Genomic DNA, 22,090 nt, shown 5'->3' on the forward strand with positions numbered 1-22,090 from the left:
AGTGTTACGAAAACCAAACAAGCAAACCATCCCAAAAAAACACGGACAACGTTGATTGTAACCGACGCAGGCTGTTGTGCCTGCCGCCACCAGGCGGTGACACAGCAACCGGGCGGCAATGCGCATTTGCTGAAGCAAACACGCTGCCTGCCGCTCAACAGCCTTGCTCCGCAAGGACGTCGGAATTGGATTTTTCTTGGTTTGGTGGCCACAGCACAAGTGAAACACCCGGTCCCATCCCGAACCCGGAAGTTAAGCACTGTCGCGCCGATGGTACTTGGGCTCAAGCCCTGGGAGAGTAGGTCACCGCCAAACCTAGTAAAATCCAAAACCTCTCTAATCGATGACAAAACACCTGTCGCGGGATGGAGCAGCCAGGTAGCTCGTCAGGCTCATAACCTGAAGGTCGCAGGTTCAAATCCTGCTCCCGCAACCAATAAAATTTCCTCAGACATATCAAAGGCTTCGGATCTACCGTCCGGGGCCTTCGCCGTGTCCGGGCCTTGCGCACCCGCCGCAAGACGCAGCAGCCCGGCCAGATCCCCCTCAAGGGTCAGATCCAGGCCAGCGCCTGCCGCCGCGGGCGTCAGCACGATCCGCTCCACCAATGCCCGAGCCTCTTCTAAGCAGATGCCCGCCAATCCGTTTGCGGCATCTGACACAAGCTGAGCTGGTGAGATTTATTCGCCGTGAGGGTCACAAGAAGGGTATTGATGACACAGGGATCGAAGCTGCCGTGGATCTGCGACGTGCGCTGCGAGACCTGCCACAGCCGGAAGGAACAAAAGGAAGCAGCAGCTCAGGGCTGGGCGCTGATCGGAGCTGACCCGGACAGGGACCCGAACTATCGTCTGTACCGGCATCGGGAATGCGGGCACACCCAAAGGGTGGCCCGGGTCAATATGCAGACCGGAAGGTTTGGCTGCGGCAAATGCGGTGACGACTGGCCCGCCGCGCCAAGCCATCTCTACGCCATGCAGTTCAAGCTTCCGAACGGGGCACAGCTGGTAAAATTGGGCTTTTCCCGGAACCCGGACTCCCGCCTGCGCCACCAGCTTATGAAGGACCACAGCGTGGACGCGCAGATCCTGAAGACCGTCCGGATGGCGAGCGGGCAGCTGAACGCTTCCCCGCGGCCGCGCGCTTGATCAGTTCGAGCTGCCGCCGCAGGCGGGTCAACTCCGCCCCATGGGCGCTCGTCGCGGACATAGGTCCAGACGCGCGCCGTGGCGCACTTGCCTTTGGACTGCATCCTGATCGGGGTGTCGTCTGCAAGGATTGCCTGGCCAGCGCGCACATGACGGCCGATGGCATCAGCCAGGGGTTCCAGCAGCGCCGCAGAGCGGCCAACCCAATCCGCCAAGGTGGAACGGTCCAGATCGATACCTTCACGTCCGTAGATTTGCGATTGGCGGTACAGAGGGCAGTGGTTCGCATATTTGCTGACCAGCACATGCGCCAGCAACCCAGGACCGGGACGGCCGCGCTCAATCGGACGTGATGGCAGTGCCGATTGAATGATCCTGTCGCAATCCCAGTAAGCCATGCGCGGGCGGACAATCCGGTTCACAACAAACCAGCCCGGCACATACTCCAACTCTTCCGTCACATCCTCGGCAATGGTCCGAAGCTGGCCGCCGCATGTGCAGGCGTTTCCGGGCGTCAGAACCTGATCAATCCGGGGCAGATCGGGCGGCAGAGGTTTGCGTTTTGGTTTGACCTTCTGCCCCTCGGCATCACCGTCAGGAGCATCTGCGCTGGCCATCCCACCAGATGACCTTCAGCAGGTCGCCCCGGCTGCCCCGGAATACAAACAGATGCCCGCTGAACGGATCTTCCGCCAAAACCTTCTCGGCCAGAGCTGACAGGCCGCCGAACCCCTTACGCATTTCCGTGACCCCGGCTGCCAGCCAGACCTTTGTACTTGCCGGAACTGGGATCACGCCGAAAGCTTCCGGATCAGTGCGGCAAGCGCATCGGTATCAAAGCCGCCCTGAACCTTCAGGCGGGGGCCGTTGGCAAGCTCCACCTCTATCTGTGACCCGGCATCCGGCGGGGCTGAAGCAGGTTCCGCATCCAGAACTTCAACTGGCAGGAACGGCACAACTTCCCGTTCCTCATAAGCCGCCGCTGCTAACCGGGGTTCCTTCAGCCAATTGAAGACCTGATTGGCATTTACATCATAGCGCCGGGCAACCTGGGACACTGATACACCCGGTACCCGCGTCTGTGCGCAGATCATCCGTTTCTCGTCTTCAGACCAATTCCGCCGCCTGCGCCGCTTCGCCATATTCAACCCCGATAGTTTCCACTTGTTCGCTAATGGACATTATCCATCACTAACGACCGCCGTCAGTGCGGGCAGACCGGACGGTTGCAGCCCGAACGAAGCCCGGACAAAACAGAACCGGAGCGCCGAGGCGGCAGAACCGGGGCGTCAGGAATTCTGGTCCGGATGCGCGGTTGCAAACGCGGGATGGTCCGCGCAGGCGGCCTCCACTGAGCAGATCCGCGGCAGGTCCGAGAAATCCGCCTCCCAGCGGCGGGCGTTATACAATTGAGGCATCAGGCAGATGTCCGCCAGCCCCGGCGCGCTGCCGGTGCAAAAGGGGGTCTGCTCGAATCCGGCCAGCAGAACCTCAAACGCTTGCAGGCCGGGGCGGATGAAATGCTGCATCCAAGCCTTGGGCATATCCGGCGCGCCGCCGCTGAGGGCGGTTGCGTGTTTGGCCACCTGCAAGTTGCAGACCGGGTGCACATCCACCGCCACAGAGTGTGCCAGCGCCCGTGCCAGAGCGCGCTGGCCCGGGTCCTGCGGCAGCAGGCCAAGCGCCCGTGTTTCGTCCAGATAGTCGAGGATCGCCAGCGACTGGGTAAGCCGCAGGCCGTCGATCTCCAGCACCGGGACAAATCCCTGCGGGTTGCGGGCCAGGTGGTCCGGGCTTCTGTGTTCGCCCTTGACCAGATCGACCGGGACAGTGGTGTAGCCGATCTCCGCCAAATTCAACGCGATGCGCAGCCGGTAGCTGGCTGACGAGCGCCAATAATCATAAAGAACCGTGCGGGTCATCCGCGTCCTCCCTGTTGTGAAAAGGCAGCCCTTTGGGCTGCCTTCCACCGTTTGTGCGGGCTCAGCCCTTGTTCAGTTCCTTGGCGTGCAGCCAGTCGGCGTGTTTCGGTGCCTTCTTGGTCTTCGACCACTCCTCCAGCATCTCCCACTTCACCGCGTCCAGCTTTTCAAGCAGCGCGTCTTCCGCGGGATCGGGGCAGGCGAGCTCCACCCGGTGGCCGTTCGGGTCAAAGAAGTAGATCGAGTGGAAGATGGAATGATCGGTGACGCCCAGAACCTCGACGCCATTGGCCTCCAGATGCTCCTTGAACTGGATCAGGGTGTCGCGGTCCTTGACCTTGAAGGCGATGTGCTGCACCCAGACCGGCGTGTTGCGGTCGCGGTCCATCTCCGGCTTGGTCGGCAGCTCAAAGAAGGCCAGGACGTTGCCGTTGCCAGCATCCATGAAGATATGCATGTAAGGATCGGGTTCATGCGTCGATGGAACGTGGTCCTCGGCAATGGCCAGGACAAAGTCCATGTTCAGCATCTTGTTGTACCACTCCACCGTCTCTTTGGCGTCTTTGCAGCGGTAGGCGACATGGTGAATCTGTTCGATTTTCAAGCGGTGTCCTCCCCGGGATTCAGCGCGGCCGCAGCCAGCGCTTGTTTCAGGATTGCGCGTTTTCCAATGTGGTTGGCGAGCAGCAGCACCAGGCGGGCGTTCAGGGCATCGCTTTCGGACCTGCTGAGGCCCTCGTGCGCTGCCAGCAGATCTGCATAGAAATCGTCGGCGCGCTCGGTGTTGGCGGTCAGGATCAGCTGATCGGTTTGTGTCATGGTGATCATTCCTTGCCGATGGCCCGGCGGATTGCGTGCCGGAACTGGTTTTCATCAAAGGCAGGCCGGCGGGCGGCCACATGCTGGTCCGGGCGGATCAGGTAGACGCCGCTTTCATGCTTGCCCAGGTAGCGCTGCTGCAGCGCCAGCGTCTTGTCATCCTTGATCGACAACGCCAGGCGGGTGACCTCGATGCCTTCCTCCACGATCACGTCCGGCGCGTCGGCGTCTATGGTCAGCAGCACGAACTTGTCGCCCAGCTTATCCAGCAGGAACCCGTCGCCAAGCGGTGCGTCGGGGCAGGGGGAGCCGGGGCGGGTGCGGTCCGGCCCGTCCAGCGCATCCGCCGAGTTCAGCGGCGAGCCGTCATAGGTGCAAGGCACCGACAGGCGGCCGGAGTTCACCAGGGGGCGTGCGAATTCATACTGTTCCGACAGGTCCAGGACTGCGTCGCGCAGCACCCGGCTTATCTCAGATTTCGGAGTGATGAAATCGGTTGAGCGCGAGGAGTTGAGAATGTTCTCATCCGCGCCGTGAATGCGCTCGGCGTCATAGGTGTCCAGCAGGCCCTCCGGCGCCTTGCCGTCCATCACCAGCTTCAGCTTCCAGCACAGGTTGTCGGTGTCCTGCAGGCCGGAGTTGGCGCCGCGGGCGCCGAAGGGGGAGACCTGGTGCGCAGCATCGCCGGCAAAGATCACCCGGCCGTGGCGGAATTTCTCCATCCGGCGGCATTGGAAGGTATAGATCGAGACCCACTCCAGCTCGAATTTCACATCCTCGCCAAGCATCGCCTTGAGGCGCGGGATCACGTTATCCGGACGCTTCTCGCGCTCCTTGTCGATGTCCCAGCCCAGTTGCAGGTCGATGCGCCAGACCCCGTCAGGCTGCTTGTGGAGCAGCGCCGACTGGCCCTTGTTGAAGGGCGGATCGAACCAGAACCAGCGTTCGGACGGGAAATCCGCTTCCATGATCACATCGGCAATCAGGAAGTTGTCCTCGAACACCCGGCCGACGAAATCCAGGCCCAGCATCTGCCGGGTGGGCGAGCCCGCGCCATCGCAGGCAATCAGCCATTCGGCCTCCAGCGTATAGGAGCCTTCGGGCGTGTCGATTTCCAGCACCGCGTGGGTGGGGTGGGAGCCGATGGCAGAGACCTTGTTGCGGCCCCGGATTTCGATCGGCGCGCCCTGCTCTTGCAGCTCGCGCACCCGGTTCACCAGGTATTCCTCGAAGTAATACTGCTGCAGATTGATAAAGGCGGGGCGTTTGTGGCCCTCTTCCGGCAGCAGGTTGAACTCATAGACCTGGCGGTCGTCGAAGAACACCTTGCCGGTGTTCCACTGCACGCCCTTGTCGACCATCGGCTGGCCGCAGCCCAGCCGGTCAAGGATCTCCAAGGGCCGCTTGGCAAAGCAGATCGCGCGGGAGCCGAAGCTCACCTTGTCGTTGTCGTCCAGCACTACAACTTCGGTGCCCTGCTGCGCCAGGTCGATGGCGGCAGCCAAGCCAACCGGGCCCGCCCCGATGACCACCACCTTGCGGCGCACGGGCGAAGAGGCGTCTTCATCCGCATGGCGCTTGTAGGGGTACAAAGGGACTTCAAAGATCTTCTTCATCTGGTCTCCTCCCAAATTCCGGGTGCCGTCAGGCACAGCTCTACCCTTTCCCGGCAGGAGCCGGCCGGGAGCATGGTCTAGCGTCTCACAGGTTCTGCCGGGGCGACACGATCTGGATCAAACCGCCCCGGGTGCTAAATTGCCGGGACTCAGCCCTGCAGGGCCTCCCACATCTCCAGATCGCGCTGAGCGGTCCAGATCCGCGGGGTGTCGATGCCGCGGGCCTCGTCAAAGGCGCGGGCGACGTTGAAGGGCAGGCAGTGCTCATAGATCGCATAGTCTGCAAACTTCGGATCGCACTCGGCGCGAACCGCGTCCCAGGCCTCCTTCAGGGTGCCGTTGCGCGCCGCCACCTTGGCCGCCGGGCGGTAGGTGCTTTCGACGAAATCGCGGGTGTTTTCGATCGCGGCGTTGACCATCTCCTTGCCGACCAGCGCGTCGCCGCGGCCCGGGGCAATGGCATCAACGTCAAAGGCCTTGATGTTGTCGAGCGTGCTGCCCCAGTCGCCGAAATGGCCATCGCCGCAATAGCAGGCCGAGTGGTATTCGACGATGTCACCGGTGAACATCACGTTCTGATCCGGCACATGGATCACGATGTCGCCCGCGGTGTGGGCGCGGCCCAGGTGCATCAGGTCAACCCGGCGGTTGCCGAGGTAGACAGTCATGTCATCCGAGAAGGTGGTGGTCGGGTATGTCAGCCCGGGAATGCTCTCATGGCCTTCGAACAGCCGCGGGAAGCGCTGGAACTCGCTGTCCCAGTCCTCCTGCCCCCGCTCCACCACCATGGCGCGGGCGGCGTCGCCCATGATAACCTGCTGCGCGCCAAAGGCAGAGGCGCCCAGCACGCGCACCGCGTGGTAATGGGTCAGAACCACATGGGTGATCGGCTTGTCGGTCACGGAGCGGACGCATTCGATCACCTTGTTGGCCAGCCGCGGGGTCGCTTGCGCCTCGACAATCATCACGCTGTCATCGCCGATGATCACGCCGGAGTTGGGATCGCCCTCTGCGGTGAAAGCATAAAGGCCCTCGCCCACCTCGGTGAAGGAGATTTTCTTTTCGCTCATGTCCCCTTGGGACGCGAATGCCTTGGCCATGTGTCAGTCCTTTCAGCGGTGCGCCAGAGGCAAGTGCGGGAGCCTCCGGCGGAGATATTTGGGGCAAGAGGAAAGGCGGTGCTTACCTCTTGAACGGATCGTCCAGCGCGGGCAGAACCTTGCCCGTGCAGTCACCGAACCCGATGGTGTAGCCATCGCCTTTGGCCGCGCCTTTCAGGGTCAGCGTATCGCCGTCAGCGATGAAGGAGCGCTCCTCGCCGGTTTCCAGTGTCAGCGGCTCCTTGCCACCCCAGCTGAGTTCCAAGAGCGAGCCGCGGCTTTCCTTGGTGGGGCCAGAGATGGTGCCGGAGCCCAGCAGGTCGCCTGCATTCATCGGGCAGCCCGAGGTGGTGTGGTGCGCCAGCTGCTGCGCGGCGGAGTAATACATCTCCTTGTAGTTGGTCCGCGCGATGGTTGTGGCCTCTTTTCCTTCCGGCGCCAGGGTCACTTCGAGGTCGATGTCATAGAGCATCGGACCGCAGTCCTTCAGGTGGTCCAGAAGCTCCACTTCGCGCTCCGGCGTGTCGCAGCGGAACGGCTCCAGCGCCGGCTTGGTCACGATCCAGGGGGAGATCGTGTTGGCAGTGGCCTTGGCCTGGAACGGGCCAAGCGGCTGGTATTCCCAAGCCTGGATGTCACGCGCCGACCAGTCGTTTAGCAGCACGTAGCCAAAGATGTGGTCATCGGCTTCCTGAACAGTGATGGGTCCATCGGAGGGTGTGCCGACGATGGCGCCCATCTCCAGCTCGATATCAAAGCGCGCGCAGGGTGCCCACCGCGGCTTGTCGTCATTCGGGCCTTTCAGTTGGCCCCAGGGGCGGCGCACGTCGGTGCCGGAGACCACCACCGACGAGGCGCGGCCGTTATAACCGATCGGGATGTGCAGCCAGTTCGGCGGCAGCGCGTTTTCCGGGCCGCGGAACATGGTGCCAACGTTGAAGGCGTGGTTCTTGCCAGCATAGAAATCGGTGTATTCGCTGACCGCAAAAGGCATGTGCAGCTCTGCATCCGCGGCCGGAACCAGCAGCGGCTCCACCTTGTCCTGCTCCGCCGCCCCTTCGGACAGCAGCGCGGTCAGGCGGTCGCGCAGTGCGGCCCAGACCGCCGGGCCTTCTTCCATCAGATCGTTCCAATAGGGCACGTCGAACAGCGGCGCATCGCCGAGCTGGACCAGACCGGCCTCCTCGGCGGCCTGCATGTCCAGGATCATATCGCCGATCGCGACACCGCAGCGCGGGTCATCACCGTCGACGGAGAATACGCCATAAGGCAGGTTGTTCAGCGGGAACGGGTGGGCCGCATCATTGGCCGAGGCCGCCCAGGATCTCATCAAAGCCATATCGTCTTCCTGTCATCAGCCGGTGCCGGCTTCATCTTTCCAAAAATACTCCAGGGGTGAATGGGCCTTCCTGAGGCCCAGAGGGGGCAGCGCCCCCTCCACCTTCACTTCAACCCGGGCGTGCCGTCAAACTTCTTCTCGATGTCGCTCCAGCAGTCGATGTAGTCATCCTGCAGCGGCGCTTCCTTTGCTGCAAAGGGCGTCAGATGCTGCGGGAAGCGGGTCTCGAACATGAAGGACATGGTGTTGTCCAGCTTCTCGGGGCCGAGGTTGGAGTTTGACGCGCCTTCAAAGGCGTTCTTGTCCGGCCCGTGCGGCAGCATCATGTTGTGGAGAGACATGCCGCCCGGCACGAAACCTTGCGGCTTGGCGTCGTACTGGCCGTAGATGTTGCCCATCAGCTCCGACATGATGTTCTTGTGGTACCACGGCGGGCGGAAGGTGTTTTCGGCCACCATCCAGCGTTCGCGGAACAGCACAAAATCAATATTCGCGGTGCCCGGCACACCCGACGGCGCGGTAAGCACGGTGAAGATCGACGGATCCGGGTGGTCGAACAGGATGGCGCCCACCGGGCAATAGGTCCGCAGGTCGTATTTGAAGGGGGCGTAGTTGCCGTGCCAGGCGACCACATCCAGCGGCGAATGGCCGATCTTGGTCTCGTGGAACTGGCCGCACCATTTGATGGTCACGGTCGAGGGCGTCTCGCGGTCCTCGAACGCCGCCACCGGCGCCTTGAAGTCGCGCGGGTTGGCCATGCAGTTGGCACCGATCGGGCCGCGGCCCGGCAGTTCGAATTTCTGGCCGTAGTTCTCGCAGACAAAGCCGCGGCAGGGGCCTTCGAGCACTTCCACACGGTAAACCAGGCCGCGCGGGATGATGGCGATTTCCTGTGGTGCCAGGTCGATGATGCCCAGCTCGGTTGCAAAGCGCAGGCGGCCTTCCTGCGGCACCACCAAGAGTTCGGAGTCGGCGGAGAAGAAATAGCTGTCCACCATCGACTCGGTGACCAGATAGATGTGGCTGGCCATGCCGACCTGGGTGTTCACGTCGCCCGCGGTGGTCATGGTGCGCATGCCGGTGAGCCAGGTCAGCCCCTGATCGGAATGCGGCACCGGATCCCAGCGGTACTGGCCCAGCGAGATCACGTCCGGATCGACACAGGGCGCCGACTTCCAATGCGGCAGGTCGATCTTCTGATAGCGGTGCGAATGCTTCACCGAGGGGCGGATCCGGTAGGTCCAGGTCCGCTCCGGCGGGTCGGCGGTAAAGGCGGTGCCGCTCAGCTGTTCGCCATAGAGGCCATAGTTGCATTTCTGCGGGCTGTTCATGCCCTGCGGCAAGGCGCCGGGCAGCGCCTCGGTTTCAAAGTCGTTGGCAAAGCCGGGCATATAGCCCTCGTTCGGCCCCGCAAGCGAGGGAGCCTGGATCATTTCATGGGGATCGGCTGGCCGATTCATCGCGCGTTTCTCCTATCACTGCTTGCGGAATATTAGTTGTTTTTGTAACTAACAAGGGAGAGAGGACGCAAATGACCGAGAAAGATGACTTCACTCTGCAGGATTTCCTGCCTTTTCTGCTGAACCGGGCGGCCGAGGAAAGCTCGCTGGGGTTCCAGCGGCACTACAAGGACCGCTATGGTATGCTGCGCACGGAATGGCGGGTGCTGTTCCATCTGGGCAACTATGGCCAGATGACCGCCAAGGAGATCGGCGAGCGGGCCAAGATCCACAAGACCAAGATCAGCCGTGCGGTCGCCAAGCTGGCAGAGAAACGGTTTGTGACCCGCACTCGGGATGAAAGCGACCGCCGGGCAGAGCATTTGACCCTGACCCCGGCGGGGCAGTCCGCCTACCGGGAGCTGCGGGACGTGGCGCAGGAGTTCGATGCCAAGCTGTGCCGCCAGTTCACGACCGGCGAGGTTGCGATTTTGCGGTATATGCTGCGCAAATTAGCAGGCATCGGCCCGTAGACATTGCTGGGTGCAATGCCCAGATATGGCAGCGGAATTGAAGGTGAAACCATGATACAGATTGATGTCAATTCGGGACCGCTGATTGCCTGGCTGATGGAACAGGGACTGCATGGGGCGCAGCAGCAGGATCTCTTGCAGGGCTATTGCCAGCGGCTGTGCGATGCGGGCGTGCCGTTGTGGCGTTTCCATCTGGCGCAGCGCGCCTTTCACCCGAAATTCGGCGGCATCGGTTTTAACTGGACCCGGGCCGACGGCCTGTCTCACCAGCATTACGAATACCGCGAGTCCCCGCGCGAGGAATGGCTGCGCAGCCCCTTCTACCACATTCTGGATCAGGAGCTGGACGAGTTCCGCGAGAAACTCGAAGACGGCGCGCCGGAGGAATTCCCGCTGCTGCCGGAGCTGCGGGAACGCGGGGCAACGGATTATTTCGCCAAGGGTGTGCGGTTTTCCCCGCCCGAAGCCGGGCCGAACGACCCCAGTCATCCGCAAGAGGGCATGCTGGTCTCCTGGGCGACGGACCGCCCTGGCGGCTTTTCAAACCGCGAGCTGGACCTGATCCGCACCACCCTGCCGCATCTCGGGCTGGCGCTGAAATCCTCCTCCAACCGGCAGATGGCCAGCGATCTCTTGCAGGTCTACCTGGGCCGCGATGCCGGCCGCCGGGTGCTGTCGGGCGAGATCCAGCGCGGCTCCTCGCAGCAGATCGACGCGGTGATCTGCCTGTTCGATCTCAAGGGGTTTACCGAACTTTCCGAGCGGCTGCCCGGAACCGAGCTGATCGACATGCTGAACGGCTATTTCGGGCTGGCGGTGGAAACCATCCAAGCGCATGGCGGCAACATCCTCAAGTTCATGGGGGACGGCATGCTGACCATGTTTAATCTGGGCAGCATCGAGGAAGACGCCCACGCGGCTCTGGCCGCCGCCAATGAGCTCTGCGGCAAGATCCGCGCCTGCAACACCGAACGCGAGGCGCAGGGCGTGCCGACCGCAGGCTTTACCTTGGCACTGCACGCGGGCACTATCCTCTATGGCAATATCGGGGCGGAGAGCCGGCTCGACTTTACGGTGATCGGCCAGGCGGTGAATCAGACCGCCCGGATCGCCGGGATGCACCGGTCGGTCGGCCAGAACATCATCATGTCCGAAGATGTTAAGCTGGCTGCCAGGGGCACCAACCATGATCTGGTGTCGCTGGGCCGCTACATGCTGCGCGGGGTGGCCGAACCGATGGAGCTCTACACGATCAACCGCGGCAACTGCGGCTGTTCCGGCTAAGGTGCCGCCGGGGCGGGGTCAGATGCTGACCTCGACCCCCGGCAGGTTCACTTCCTTCATCATATCGCGCAGCTCCTGCCGGGCGGCGATGTTAGAGATGTTCAGCTGCTTGACGCCAACATCCTTGAGGTCCAGCAGCGTCAGCCCGCGCGGGAACAATTCGCGGAAGATCACCCGCTCCGAGAACCCGGGCGCCACGCGGAAGCCGATGCGCTTGGACAGCATCTTGATGGCACGCTCCATCTTTTCTTTGTTGACCATACGCTGGGTGCCGACCCGGTTGCGGATCACGATCCAGTCGATCGGCTTGAGCCCAGCCTGCGCCCGCAGCTGGCGGGCGTTCCAGACCATTTCCGAATACACGGACGGACCGGTGATGGTCTCGCCCTTCTGGTCCACATGGGCCAGCAGGTCGAAATCGACGAAGCTGTCGTTCAAGGGCGTGATCAGCGTGTCCGCCAGCGAATGTGCCACCTGGCTCAGGCGCGTGTGCGAGCCGGGGCAGTCGATCAGGATGAAATCATGGCCCGGCTCCAGAGCCGAGACCGCTGCCGAAAGCCGGTGGTCGTAGATATTTTCACCCGGCTGCAGGCCGGCCGGGTCGATCTCCGGCAGCTCATGCATTTCGACCATCGGCAGTTCCAGCCCCGCCTTGGCGCAGAAATCCTGGCGGTTTTCCAGATAGCGCCCCAAGGAGCGCTGCCGCAAGTCCAGGTCCAGCGCCGCCACCTTGTGGCCCAGCCGGGCCAGAGTGGTTGCCACATGCATGGAGACAGTCGATTTGCCCGCGCCGCCCTTCTCGTTGCCGACGACAATGATATGCGCCATGTACAGGTCCCTTCGCTCGTGCTTTGGTGCACGTCTTTAGCTTTGTGCCCCTGTATAGGCTCTGGATTCGGCCAAGAAAAGTGGTGCGCGCAGGCTGGTGAATTTAGGGTTAGCGCCCATTAAATCCGCAACACTGGCCCAGCGGATTTAACGGGCACCAAGGCCGGGCTTCACCGGTGCTTTGCAGGCCCGGAGGGGCTGCGCTTGGGGCGGGCATCGCCGCCCTTGCCGCCCTTCGCTGTCTGGGGTGCCGCCGCGCGCGCCTTGTTCTTCTTGCTGTTCGGCTTGCCCGCCGGCGGTTTCGGCCCCTTGGCTTTGAACGGCTTGCCTGCGGGCGCGCCGGGCCTTGCCATCCGCTTGGAGGGATCGGACGCGCCCTTGGGCTTGGCCGTCACGGCCGGCTTGGGCTTGCTGGGGCGGGTCTCTGCGCGCGGCTCCCGCCGCTCGTCCCGCGCCGGTTTGTCTTTCCACTCCTTGCGCGGCGGGCGGCTGTCTTCCCCGGCCTCAGCCTTGCGGCGGTAGGGCTTCGGGCCTTCTTCCTTGCCGCGGTGCGGCTTGGGCTTGCGGTCGCCCTTGAACCCGCCAGGCCCGCGGCGCGGAGCAGGGCCCAGGTCAGGCGCCTCGGACAGCCGGGTCAGCACGGCGCCCGGTTCCAATTCGGTCTTACCGTCCAGCGCCTTCAGGAAGCCGTCAACAGCGCCCTCGCTGATTTCGGCAAAGGTTTCATTGTCCTGCACCCGGATCGCCCCGATGGCGTCGCGGTCGATATTGCCGGCCTTGCACAGCATCGGCAGCACCTTGCGCGGGTCGGCACCGGCCTGGCGGCCGCCGGACAGGGAGAACCAGACGGAGGGGCCAAAGGCTTTGCGTTCCTTGCGTGGCTCTTCCTCACCGGCCGGGCGCAGATCCTCTGGCGCCGAATGGCGGCTGCGGAACAGGCGCAGATAGGTGGCGGCGATTTGCTCGGCCGAGAAATTGTCCAGCAGGGTTTGGACACCGGCCTGCTCGTTCTCCTCAACGGGCTGCTGCCAGACCGGATCGGCCAGCATCCGCTCTTCATCCCGCGCCAGCACATCATCGGCAGAGGGCGCTTCGCAATGCTCGGCGGTCAGTTTGGCCCACTTCAGCAGGCGCAGGGCCTTGGCGCGCGCCTTGGGCGGCGCGATCAGCGCGCTGACGCCCTTGCGGCCCGCGCGGCCGGTCCGGCCGGAGCGGTGCAGCAGCGTTTCGTGGTTCGAGGGCAGTTCCGCATGGACCACCAGCTCCAGCCCCGGCAGGTCGATGCCACGCGCCGCCACGTCGGTGGCCACGCAGACCCGCGCGCGCCCGTCGCGCATCGCCTGCAGCGCGTGGCTGCGCTCGGTCTGGCTCAGCTCGCCCGACAGCGTCACCACCGGCAGACCGCGGTTGGTCAGGCGCGCCGCCAGACGGTTCACCGCCGCGCGGGTGTTGGCAAAGACGATGGCGCTGGGCGCCTCATAGTAGCGCAGCACGTTGATGATGGCGTTTTCCGCGTCCGCTTGCGCCACGCTCATCAGACGGTATTCGATATCCGCGTGCTGCTTGGTCTCGCCTGCGGTCTTGATCCGCATCGCGTCGCGCTGAAAGGTCTCGGCCAGGCTGGCAATCGCCGGCGGCACGGTGGCGGAGAACAGCAGGGTGCGGCGGTCTTCGGGCGCTTCGCCCAGGATAAACTCAAGATCCTCGCGGAAGCCAAGGTCCAGCATCTCGTCGGCCTCGTCCAGCACCACGCCGCGCACCTGGCTGAGGTCGATGGAGCCGCGCGCGATGTGGTCGCGCAGACGGCCCGGAGTGGCCGCCACGATATGGGCGCCGCGTTCCAGCGTCCGGCGCTCGTCGCGCATGTCCATGCCGCCGACGCAGGAAGCAATCCGTGCGCCTGCCTCGCGGTAGAGCCAGCCCAGCTCGTGTTTCACCTGCAGCGCCAGTTCGCGGGTCGGGGCAATCACCAGCGCCAGCGGCGCCGCGGCCTCGCCGAACGCCTCATCCTCACCCAGCAGATCCTGAGCCAAAGCCAGGCCAAAACCGACGGTCTTGCCCGATCCGGTCTGTGCAGACACCAGCAGGTCGCGCCCTTCCACGTCGGGCTGAGTCACAGCCTCCTGCACTTGGGTCAGGGTTTCATATCCGCGCTCTTGCAGTGCGTTGGCCAGGGCTTGTTTCACGAGGGGGCTGTCTTTCCCGCGGGGCGCGCATCCGGCCCCAGCGTCAGGAGAAATGAAAGAAGGCTGCCCGTCCGGGGCAGCCTTCGGGAGTTTGAAAAATACGGCAGGCGGCTTAGAAGCCCAGGCCTTCGTATTTCTTCTTGAACTTGGACACGCGGCCGCCGGCGTCCAGCAGGCGCGAGGTGCCGCCGGTCCAGGCCGGGTGCACAGTCGGGTCGATGTCCAGGGCCAGCTGATCACCCTCAGAGCCCCAGGTGGAGCGCATCTTGAGGATGGTGCCGTCGGTCATTTTGACGTCGATGAAGTGGTAATCGGGATGGGTGTCTTTTTTCATGATACCGCTCCTCAGGCTTTCTTGGGCTTGTAGTTCGCATCTTCTGCGATACGGGCCGACTTACCGCGGCGGGCGCGCAGGTAGTACAGCTTGGCGCGGCGGACGCGGCCGCGGCGCACCACTTCGATCGAGTCGATGTTGGTCGAATACAGCGGGAACACACGCTCCACGCCTTCGCCGAACGAAATTTTGCGGACGGTGAACGAACCGGCAATGCCCGAGCCGTTCTTGCGGCTGATGCAAACACCTTCGTACATCTGCACGCGCGAACGCGAGCCTTCGGTCACCTTGTAGCCGACACGGATGGTGTCACCGGCTTTGAAGTCGGGGATTTCTTTCCCCAGGGCGGCGATCTGTTCCGCCTCCAGCTGTGCGATCAGGTCCATCTGATCATCTCCTATTTTCGCTCGCGGTTGCTTCCGCGAAGATTGGCGCGGACAAGAGAGCTCCTGGTCTTCACCGGGTCCGCCCGCAGGCGCCCGCCAGAGATCATGCCGGTCGTTCCTTGAATTTGCGGCCTGCCTGCCGCGCGTGGCCGAAGAAGGCCGGTTGGCAGTAGTTCGGCAAACCGCAAACAGCCCGGAGCCGCAAAAGCGATTCCAGACCAGCGGACGTATAGGCGGGAACGCCGCAGGGATCAAGCGAAAGAAACGAGGGGCCGCCGCTGGTACGGTTCTGGCGCAGGGCGGGGAACGATCCCGCCCGCCGCGCGTTTCATCCCGAAGTGTCTGTGCGGAGGGAAACGGATGGAACAGATAGACGCAGATGTCGGTAATGTCTTTGAGAAAATCGACAGCTGGGTCGATGGGTTCTTCAAAATCCTGCCGAACCTCGGCATTGCCTTGGTTGTTCTGGCAGCCTTCTGGCTTCTGTCCAAGCTGGTCGCGTCATTCGTGCGCAAGGCCGGCAAGCGGCGCGGGCGGGACAATCTGGGCGAGGTTGGCGCCGCCTTGATAAAATGGGCGCTGATCATCGTAGGTGTCATGCTGTCGATCACGATCGTTGCACCGTCGATCACGCCTGCGGATCTGTTCGCCGGGCTGGGCATCGGGTCGGTCGCCATCGGTTTCGCCTTCAAGGATATCCTGCAAAACCTTCTGGCCGGGGTACTGATCCTGCTGCGCCAGCCCTTTGAGGTGGGGGATCAGATCGTCTCTGGCGGGCATGAAGGCACGGTGGAGCGGATCGAGACGCGCGCGACCCTGATCAAGACCTACGACGGGCGCCGGGTCGTCATTCCGAATTCCGACATCTACACCGATGCGGTGACCGTCAACACCGCGTTTGACCAGCGCCGCTCGCAGTATGACGTGCAGGTTGGCTGCAACGACAGCTTGGAGGACGCCAAGGATACCATGCTCGCGGCGGTGCGGGGGTGCGAGGGCGTGCTGGAAGACCCGGCGCCGGAGGCGCTGCCCTGGGCCATTGCCGACAGCGGCAACAACATTCGCTTGCGCTGGTGGACCAAACCGGACCGGGCCAGCGTCGTGTACACCTTTGCCCAGGTGATCGAGGCCGTCAAAACCGCGCTGGATGAGAAGGGCATCGACATGCCTTACCCGACCCAGGTGGTGCTGTTCCACGATCAGACAGAGGAAACGGACGGCGACCGCAGCCGCCATCGCGAAGGCTGGCCTGCACGCCCGGACGGCGAGAACCCCAAACCGCTGCGAATTGCAGATGGCCTCAACGGAGGGCAGCAGCCGTAACGGCTATGCGCGGGGCGCCGGGAGGGGGCCTGGAGCGCCCCATCTTTACTTGCGCCGCATTGGTCTGCGGGCTGCAATGGCCTGCAAATCAGCCGGTCTGATCGTCGACGTCTGCCTCGGGGGCGTTGGTCTTGACCGACTCGATGCCATTGTCGCGGCTCGACGCGCTGGTGTAGCTTTGCGAGGTCCCAATCACCTGGCCATTTGCGGCCTTCAGATTGAACATGTACTTGCCGGCCGCCGTGTCCTTGCGCTCGTAACGGCCGTCGTCACTGGCGTTCTTCTTGACCGACTCGATACCGTTCTCGGCGCTGGCCTTTTGCGTGTAGCCCTCGCTGGCAAGGATGTTCTGGCCATTGGCTGCCTTCAGGCGGAAGCGGAATTCGCCTGCATTGTCGGTATAGAGTTCAAATTTCCCAGCCACGCTGTGCACTCCTAATTCCTGATGAATATGAACGGACTAAAGCACGGCTTGACCGATCCGGCAACGGTTTGGCGTTGCGGGTGCTGGGCGGGGGGGGGACAGGGTCAGCGTTTGTTGCCTTTGGCCTGCTGGTAGGCCGCCCACAGGTCCGGACGCCGCGCCTGGGTGATCTGTTCGCTCATGCCGTGGCGCCATTCGGCTATCTTGCCGTGGTGACCGGACATCAGGACTTCGGGGATCTCCAGGCCTTTCCATTCGGCGGGGCGGGTGTATTGCGGATGCTCCAGCAGGCCGGAGGAGAAGCTCTCCTCTTCGGTGGAGGCCTGGTTGCCAAGCACCCCGGGGATCAGCCGCACGGTGGCGTCAATCAGCGCCTGGGCTGCCAGCTCGCCGCCGGTCATGACAAAATCGCCCAGGGAGACTTCCTGGATGCCGTAATGCTCCAGCACGCGCTCGTCGACGCCTTCGAAGCGGCCGCACAGCAGGGTGATGCCGTCGCACCGGGCAAAGCTCTGCATCATCTGCTGGTCCATCCGCCGCCCGCGCGGGGACAGGTAGACCAGCGGCCAGTTGCCCCGGGTGTCCGCCATCGTGTGCTCGATCGCCTCACCCAGCACGTCGGGGCGCAGCACCATGCCGGCGCCGCCGCCGGCTGGTGTGTCATCGACATTGCGGTGCTTGCCGATGCCGAACTCGCGCAGGTCTACGGTCTCCAGCTGCCACAGGCCCTCCTGCAGCGCCTTGCCGGTCAGGCTTTCGCCCAGAACGCCCGGAAAGGCTGTAGGGAACAGCGTGATGATCTTGGCTTTCCACACCCCCGCCAGATCCGGCGTCGGCGTCATCAGCTCGCGCGGCTTCAGGGTCGGGCGGATGGCTTTGCGGCCATGAGATTTGCTTGGTGCAGTCATAATGTTGCTGTTTAGTGCAGTCAGATTTCCACGCAATAAAAAGCTTTGGTGTTTCGATGAATTCAGAACAGCCGTCTGCGGCAGCCCGGTGCGATCCGTTTGCTGCGGTGGACGCGGTACAGGCCCGAACACAGGCGCTTTGGCCCACGGCGGCCGCGGCATCCGGCCTGCCCGAAGATGGGGCCGTGTTCCGCAGGATGCAGGTCAACAGCGGTGTTGAGCATCGCCGCTGTGTCTTGGAGGTGAGGACCACCGATGGCCGGAGCTTTGTCTTGCGTGCCGATTTCGAGGCGTCCGATCCGCTGCGGCTGGCCAGTTTTCTGGACCGGCATCAGGCCGCTGTCGACAGTCTGAAGGCGGTGCCGGGCGTGTCAGCACCAGCGCTCCTGTGGCGGGACACGCAGAGCGCTGCCGTCCTGATGGAATTTGTCCGGGGGGATACAGCGCACCGCGAATTGGCGCTTACGGAATACGGGTTCGGGGACCGCAGCAGTGTTTTGCGGCGGATTGGGTCCGCGGTGGCCGCCTTGCACGATGTGTCCGGCGCGGGGGAAAGGCAATTTTGGCCGAAGCCGTTTCTGACCCGGGTTTCGAGCCAGGCCCAGGCGGTGCGCGACGGGCAGTTGCCGGTGCCGAAACCCAACAAGTTTCTGGGGCTGTGCGCCTACCTGCACCGGGCGGCACAGCGAGCGCGGGGGCATTCCTTTCGCGGAGCTGTCGAACATGGCGACCTGCATCTGCGCAATATCCTCATGCCGGAGGCGGCCGTCTCCTTTATCGACTTTTCAAACCATGACGGCATCTTCCCGCAGCGCGACCTTGCCAATCTCTGGCTGGCAAACTGCCCTGACCATCTGGCGGCGGAAGGCCGCACGCCTGGGTTCGGGCTGGTTGCGCAGGCCGATTGGGAAGCCTTCCAGGACGGTTATGGCGCGGATCTGGTGAATGATCCCGTTTTCCGCTTCTTCTATGCCCACCGCCTTTTCAGAATCTGGGCAGGGTTGTGCCACAAGCCGCCGGAGCAAAAGCTGAAAAGCGCGGAGGCTGCGGTCAGGATTGCGCAGGTGTTTGAGGCGCTGCTGGGTGAGGAAGCCGGGTGACCAGCCGCCTCAGATGAGCCCTTCGGGCGGGTCTGCGACAATGCGGCCCTGATTCAAGTCGACGGTCGGCACCGCCTCCAGGGTGAAGGGCAGCAGCACGGTGGCCTTCAGCCCGGGGCCGTGGATCTCCAGCAGGTCTGAGGCACCGTGGTTTTGCACCGATTTCACCGTGCCCAGCAGGGTGCCGCCGGTGTCGTAAACCTCCAGCCCGATCAGGTCGGCGTGATAGAACTCGTCATCCGGCAGTTGCGGCAGCTGATCGCGGCGGGCAAACAGGCGCAGCCCCTTGATCGCGTCGGCGTCCTCCTTGGTTTCCACCCCGCTGATCCTGGCGGCAAAGCCGTTCTTGATCGGCCGGGTGATCATCAGGGAGTAGCTCTGGCTGCCATCCTCATTGCTGAGGGGGGAATAATCCTCGATCTCTTCCGGGATGGCGCAGAAGCTCTTGAGCCGCACCTCGCCGCGCACGCCGAAAGCGCCGGCCACCGCACCCACGCAGATCAGTTCGCTCATGGTCTTATTCCTTTGCACAGAAGCCTGCGCGCAGCCACTGGCCGCCGGATTGTTCGCAGAGCTCGCTTTGGTGGTTGCGTTCAAAAAAGATGCCCGCGGTAAAAGCCACTGCAACAAAAAACACAAGCCTTATCAACCGTCCCATGGGCGGCCTCAGCGGGTTTCCAGCGGCAGATCCGCCATCCGGCTTTCCCAACCCTGCTCCTCCAGCTCCGGCGTGTCCGAGAGCCGCTCCGGGTAGCCGATGCAGAAATAGCCGATCAGCTGCCAGCCGTCCGGGGCGTTCAGGTCGCGGTTCAGCTGCTGCGGGTCGAGGACCGAAACCCAGCCCAGCCCCAAACCTTCGGCGCGCAAGGCCAGCCAGAACAGGGTGATGGCGGTGACCACCGAATAGCGGCGCATCTCCGGCATCGTGGCGGCCCCCAGGCCGTGGCCCTGGACGGTTTCGTCGTCGCAGTAGACTGCCAGTTGCACCGGGGCGTCGCGCATGCCTGACAGCTTGAGGCCGGCATAGCGTTCGGCACGCTCGCCGGAATACCCCGACAGCGCCTCGGCATTGGCTTGTTCGAAATTCTTCAGCGCCGCGGCGCGGGCGGTTTCGCTCTCCACCCGCAGGATGCGCCAGGGTTCGCTCAGCCCCACCGACGGGGCCAGCGGAATGGCAGAGAGGCAGCGCTGCAGCACTGCCTCCTCCACCGGATCGCTGCGGAACCGGCGCACGTCGCGCCGGAGCCGCATCAGCAGATCAAGCTGGCTGCGGAACTCTTCGGGAAAAGCGCCCCGCAGCTCCACGGAATTATTCCGCGTCTGCAGCTGCTTCGGCGGCTTCAGCAGCCTTTGCAGCTTTCTCTTCGGCGCGCTCCTGGGCTTTCTTGCCCGGGGTGCCTTTTTTCGGGTTGCTGCGGTCGGCCTTGGCACGGACGCCTGCTGCTTCCAGCATGCGGGCGATACGGTCGGTCGGCTGGGCGCCCTGGTCCAGCCAGTGCTGCACGCGCTCCATGTCCATTTTCACGCGGTCTTCCGAATCTTTCGGCAGCAGCGGGTTGTAGGTGCCCAGCTTCTCGATGAAGCGGCCGTCGCGCGGCATGCGGCTGTCAGCAGCCACGATGCGGTAGAAGGGACGCTTTTTAGAGCCGCCGCGGGCCAGACGGATTTTCATTGCCATGGGTACATCTCCTTTGATGGCGTTGTCCGGGGTATGCCCCGGTTGTTCCTGTTGTCGTTGTTATTCTTGGTGTTTCTTGTGGTGGCGGATGACTTCACCGATGATGAAGTTCAAAAATGCCTTGGCGAATTCAGGGTCCAGATCGGCCTGCTGCGCCAGGTCTTCGAGCCGTGCGATCTGCGCCGCTTCGCGGGTGGGATCGGACGGGGGAAGGTCATGTTCGGCCTTGAGCCGGCCCACCGCCTGGGTGTGCTTGAAGCGCTCGCCCAGGGTGTAGACGAGGATCGCGTCCAGGCGGTCGATGCTTTCGCGGTGGCCCTTCAGCAGCTGGGCTGCGCGGGCGACGGGATCTTGGATATCTGTTGTCATCAGCTTCTCCGCAATTCAGCAGGCCGGGGAGGCATCAAGGGGGTGCCGCGCGTGCAGCGGGCGTGCACCATCTGTGCACCGCCGCAGTGCAGCGACATGGTATCGAAACGCTGTTCAGTCAATGGCCCAGCTCTCCGGTTTGAAGAGCGGGTCGGCATAATGGGCGATTTCCATGTCGATCCCATGCGCAATCTGGCTGTCCTTCAGGGCGTCCGGGGCGGGGTGGCGGTAAACCGCATCGTTGCCGTCGATGGTGGCGGCCTCGTGGTCCTTCTTGGCGCCAAGCCGTTCCGCGAGCCGGATCGAGTCGAGATTCTTGGGGTCGATATAGCTGACCGCGGTCTCCCAGCCCAGATTTGAATAAAAATGCCGGCGTGCGGCGTGCGCAGCCTCCAGCGCATAGCCCTTGCCGGCGGCACCGGGCCAGATGATCCAGGCGATCTCGCGCTCCGGCCAGCCTGCGGGCTGCCAGCCGCCGGCCATGCCGTAGGTTTCATCGGTGGCCTTGTCGTGGATCATCCACATGCCGAAGCCGCGCACCTGCCAGTGGCCGATCTCGGCGGCATAGAGCATCCAGGCCTCGTAAGGGTTCAGCGGCCCGCCCATGAAACGGGAGCGGAAGGAGCTGAAGGTGGCCTTGAAGTCCGGGTAGTCCTGCGGCGCGGGGCCGCGCAGCACCAGGCGGCGGGTTTCGATCACCGGGATGTCAAACGGCATCAGCGCGCTCCTTCCACGGGAAGGGCGCGGCCGGGCCGGGATATGATCCCGCCGGGGCGCATCAGTGCAGCAGCCCCCGTGCATCCTGCGGGCCGGACGCGCCGGCCGGCGGCATGTGGCGCCAGGCGCGGATGTTGGGCGCGGGCTGCAGACGGAAGGAAACCGGTTTTTCCGGGCGGGCGCCGACACGGCGGGCCAGTGCGATGGAGGCGTCGTTCTCCTCCGGCACGTAAGAGACGATGGTGTCCCAGCCGGCCTCTGCAAACAGCCAGTCGAGCACAGCCTGCGCGGCTTCGCTGGCATAGCCCTTGCCGCGGCCTGGCTCCATCAGGTGCCAGGACAGTTCCGGCTCCGGCCAGCCTTTGGGGAACCAGGGGCCGACGAGGCCGACAGTCATGCCGGTGCTGCGCTCGACCACGGCGAACAGTCCATAACCGTGCAGGTGCCAGTGGCCGATGATGGTGGCAATCGACCACCACAGCGAATCCGGGTCCTCCGCCGCGTCGATGAAACGCGGTGCGCCCGGGTCCAGGAAAGCAGAGTTCGCGTCAAACTCCGGATCGGCCGGAGAAATCAGCATCAGACGTTTTGATACGAGGCGCGGATACCGTTTTTGCGAGTCTTCCATAATATACCC

The 22,090-nt window shown here is 63.6% G+C and carries 24 protein-coding genes, 1 tRNA gene, 1 rRNA gene and 2 pseudogenes; 6 read left to right on the forward strand and 22 right to left on the reverse strand.

Features of this window, described 5'->3' with window-relative positions; genetic code table 11:
* Nucleotides 1-200 precede the first annotated feature (200 nt).
* Nucleotides 201-315: ribosomal RNA gene (rrf, locus tag PHA8399_RS12245) — 5S ribosomal RNA — on the forward strand.
* A 44-nt stretch (nt 316-359) separates the two neighbouring features.
* Nucleotides 360-436 (forward strand) — tRNA-Met (locus PHA8399_RS12250).
* A gap of 669 nt (nt 437-1,105) precedes the next feature.
* On the opposite strand, the pseudogene tnpC reads toward PHA8399_RS12250, so the two are convergent.
* The 10 genes and pseudogenes from tnpC to hmgA all read right to left on the reverse strand — a co-directional run.
* Nucleotides 1,106-1,765, reverse strand: a pseudogene (gene tnpC / locus PHA8399_RS22010) (IS66 family transposase); the annotation flags it as partial.
* A pseudogene (gene tnpB / locus PHA8399_RS12265) lies at nt 1,749-1,943 on the reverse strand (IS66 family insertion sequence element accessory protein TnpB); the annotation flags it as partial. The pseudogenes tnpB and tnpC, both read right to left, overlap by 17 nt.
* Nucleotides 1,940-2,290, reverse strand: a complete 351-nt coding sequence (gene tnpA / locus PHA8399_RS12270; RefSeq protein ID WP_082649538.1) for an IS66-like element accessory protein TnpA — start codon at nt 2,288-2,290, stop codon at nt 1,940-1,942. The pseudogene tnpB and the gene tnpA, both read right to left, overlap by 4 nt.
* Nucleotides 2,291-2,437: 147 nt before the next feature.
* On the reverse strand, nt 2,438-3,070 hold the full coding sequence (maiA, locus tag PHA8399_RS12275; RefSeq protein WP_058286440.1) for a maleylacetoacetate isomerase: 633 nt from the start codon (nt 3,068-3,070) through the stop codon (nt 2,438-2,440).
* Nucleotides 3,071-3,131: 61 nt separating this feature from the next.
* Entirely contained in the window at nt 3,132-3,674 is a 543-nt protein-coding gene (locus tag PHA8399_RS12280) for a VOC family protein (protein WP_058286441.1), read from the reverse strand.
* Nucleotides 3,671-3,889, reverse strand: a complete 219-nt coding sequence (locus PHA8399_RS12285; protein WP_145977033.1) for a DUF2783 domain-containing protein — start codon at nt 3,887-3,889, stop codon at nt 3,671-3,673. The genes PHA8399_RS12280 and PHA8399_RS12285 overlap by 4 nt, the downstream gene beginning before the upstream one ends.
* 5 nt (nt 3,890-3,894) lie before the next feature.
* A complete protein-coding gene (locus tag PHA8399_RS12290) occupies nt 3,895-5,505 on the reverse strand; it encodes an FAD-dependent oxidoreductase (RefSeq protein ID WP_058286443.1) in 1,611 nt (536 codons plus the stop codon).
* 149 nt (nt 5,506-5,654) lie between these two features.
* Nucleotides 5,655-6,605 (reverse strand): MBL fold metallo-hydrolase, encoded by a 951-nt coding sequence (locus tag PHA8399_RS12295; RefSeq protein WP_058286444.1) that lies wholly within the window; start codon nt 6,603-6,605, stop codon nt 5,655-5,657.
* An 82-nt stretch (nt 6,606-6,687) separates the two neighbouring features.
* Entirely contained in the window at nt 6,688-7,944 is a 1,257-nt protein-coding gene (fahA, locus tag PHA8399_RS12300) for a fumarylacetoacetase (protein ID WP_058286445.1), read from the reverse strand.
* Between the two features lie 104 nt (nt 7,945-8,048).
* Nucleotides 8,049-9,404 carry a homogentisate 1,2-dioxygenase gene (gene hmgA, locus PHA8399_RS12305; protein ID WP_058286446.1) on the reverse strand — a complete coding sequence of 452 codons (1,356 nt, stop codon included), beginning with the start codon at nt 9,402-9,404 and terminating at the stop codon, nt 8,049-8,051.
* 71 nt (nt 9,405-9,475) lie between these two features.
* Between hmgA and PHA8399_RS12310 the strand changes: the two genes are divergently transcribed.
* Nucleotides 9,476-9,916 carry a MarR family winged helix-turn-helix transcriptional regulator gene (locus tag PHA8399_RS12310; RefSeq protein WP_008556625.1) on the forward strand — a complete coding sequence of 147 codons (441 nt, stop codon included), beginning with the start codon at nt 9,476-9,478 and terminating at the stop codon, nt 9,914-9,916.
* Between the two features lie 51 nt (nt 9,917-9,967).
* The gene (locus PHA8399_RS12315; RefSeq protein ID WP_058286529.1) at nt 9,968-11,200 is read left to right on the forward strand and encodes an adenylate/guanylate cyclase domain-containing protein; all 1,233 of its coding nucleotides are present in this window, start codon (nt 9,968-9,970) and stop codon (nt 11,198-11,200) included.
* An 18-nt stretch (nt 11,201-11,218) separates the two neighbouring features.
* Here PHA8399_RS12315 and PHA8399_RS12320 read toward each other — a convergent pair whose 3' ends face one another.
* From PHA8399_RS12320 to rplS, 4 genes are all read right to left on the reverse strand, one after another.
* Nucleotides 11,219-12,028 carry a division plane positioning ATPase MipZ gene (locus PHA8399_RS12320; protein WP_058286447.1) on the reverse strand — a complete coding sequence of 270 codons (810 nt, stop codon included), beginning with the start codon at nt 12,026-12,028 and terminating at the stop codon, nt 11,219-11,221.
* Nucleotides 12,029-12,198: 170 nt separating this feature from the next.
* Entirely contained in the window at nt 12,199-14,214 is a 2,016-nt protein-coding gene (locus PHA8399_RS12325; protein WP_058286448.1) for a DEAD/DEAH box helicase, read from the reverse strand.
* A 112-nt stretch (nt 14,215-14,326) separates the two neighbouring features.
* On the reverse strand, nt 14,327-14,548 hold the full coding sequence (gene rpmE, locus PHA8399_RS12330; protein WP_058286449.1) for a 50S ribosomal protein L31: 222 nt from the start codon (nt 14,546-14,548) through the stop codon (nt 14,327-14,329).
* 11 nt (nt 14,549-14,559) lie between these two features.
* Nucleotides 14,560-14,934 (reverse strand): 50S ribosomal protein L19, encoded by a 375-nt coding sequence (rplS, locus tag PHA8399_RS12335; protein WP_058286450.1) that lies wholly within the window; start codon nt 14,932-14,934, stop codon nt 14,560-14,562.
* A gap of 360 nt (nt 14,935-15,294) precedes the next feature.
* Here rplS and PHA8399_RS12340 point away from each other — a divergent pair, with 360 nt between their 5' ends.
* Nucleotides 15,295-16,257, forward strand: a complete 963-nt coding sequence (locus tag PHA8399_RS12340; protein WP_058286451.1) for a mechanosensitive ion channel family protein — start codon at nt 15,295-15,297, stop codon at nt 16,255-16,257.
* A gap of 88 nt (nt 16,258-16,345) precedes the next feature.
* Here the strand turns inward: PHA8399_RS12340 and PHA8399_RS12345 are convergent, their stop codons facing one another.
* Nucleotides 16,346-16,681 carry a YegP family protein gene (locus tag PHA8399_RS12345; RefSeq protein ID WP_058286530.1) on the reverse strand — a complete coding sequence of 112 codons (336 nt, stop codon included), beginning with the start codon at nt 16,679-16,681 and terminating at the stop codon, nt 16,346-16,348.
* 104 nt (nt 16,682-16,785) lie between these two features.
* The gene (trmD, locus tag PHA8399_RS12350; protein WP_058286452.1) at nt 16,786-17,589 is read right to left on the reverse strand and encodes a tRNA (guanosine(37)-N1)-methyltransferase TrmD; all 804 of its coding nucleotides are present in this window, start codon (nt 17,587-17,589) and stop codon (nt 16,786-16,788) included.
* A gap of 185 nt (nt 17,590-17,774) precedes the next feature.
* Between trmD and PHA8399_RS12355 the strand changes: the two genes are divergently transcribed.
* Entirely contained in the window at nt 17,775-18,689 is a 915-nt protein-coding gene (locus PHA8399_RS12355; protein WP_244270216.1) for an aminoglycoside phosphotransferase family protein, read from the forward strand.
* A gap of 9 nt (nt 18,690-18,698) precedes the next feature.
* Here PHA8399_RS12355 and rimM read toward each other — a convergent pair whose 3' ends face one another.
* The 6 genes from rimM to PHA8399_RS12385 form a co-directional block, all read right to left on the reverse strand.
* Entirely contained in the window at nt 18,699-19,202 is a 504-nt protein-coding gene (rimM, locus tag PHA8399_RS12360; RefSeq protein WP_058286454.1) for a ribosome maturation factor RimM, read from the reverse strand.
* 153 nt (nt 19,203-19,355) lie between these two features.
* Complete coding sequence (bluB, locus tag PHA8399_RS12365; protein WP_058286455.1) at nt 19,356-19,994, reverse strand: 5,6-dimethylbenzimidazole synthase; 639 nt, start codon at nt 19,992-19,994, stop codon at nt 19,356-19,358.
* 4 nt (nt 19,995-19,998) lie between these two features.
* Complete coding sequence (rpsP, locus tag PHA8399_RS12370) at nt 19,999-20,367, reverse strand: 30S ribosomal protein S16 (protein WP_058286456.1); 369 nt, start codon at nt 20,365-20,367, stop codon at nt 19,999-20,001.
* 60 nt (nt 20,368-20,427) lie between these two features.
* The gene (locus PHA8399_RS12375; RefSeq protein ID WP_027235628.1) at nt 20,428-20,736 is read right to left on the reverse strand and encodes a chorismate mutase; all 309 of its coding nucleotides are present in this window, start codon (nt 20,734-20,736) and stop codon (nt 20,428-20,430) included.
* Between the two features lie 114 nt (nt 20,737-20,850).
* Entirely contained in the window at nt 20,851-21,453 is a 603-nt protein-coding gene (locus tag PHA8399_RS12380; RefSeq protein ID WP_058286457.1) for a GNAT family N-acetyltransferase, read from the reverse strand.
* A gap of 61 nt (nt 21,454-21,514) precedes the next feature.
* A complete protein-coding gene (locus tag PHA8399_RS12385; RefSeq protein ID WP_082649539.1) occupies nt 21,515-22,033 on the reverse strand; it encodes a GNAT family N-acetyltransferase in 519 nt (172 codons plus the stop codon).
* Nucleotides 22,034-22,090: the final 57 nt, after the last annotated feature.

Origin of the sequence: Leisingera aquaemixtae, from assembly GCF_001458395.1 — a bacterium.
In the GTDB taxonomy this organism is placed as follows: domain Bacteria; phylum Pseudomonadota; class Alphaproteobacteria; order Rhodobacterales; family Rhodobacteraceae; genus Leisingera; species Leisingera aquaemixtae.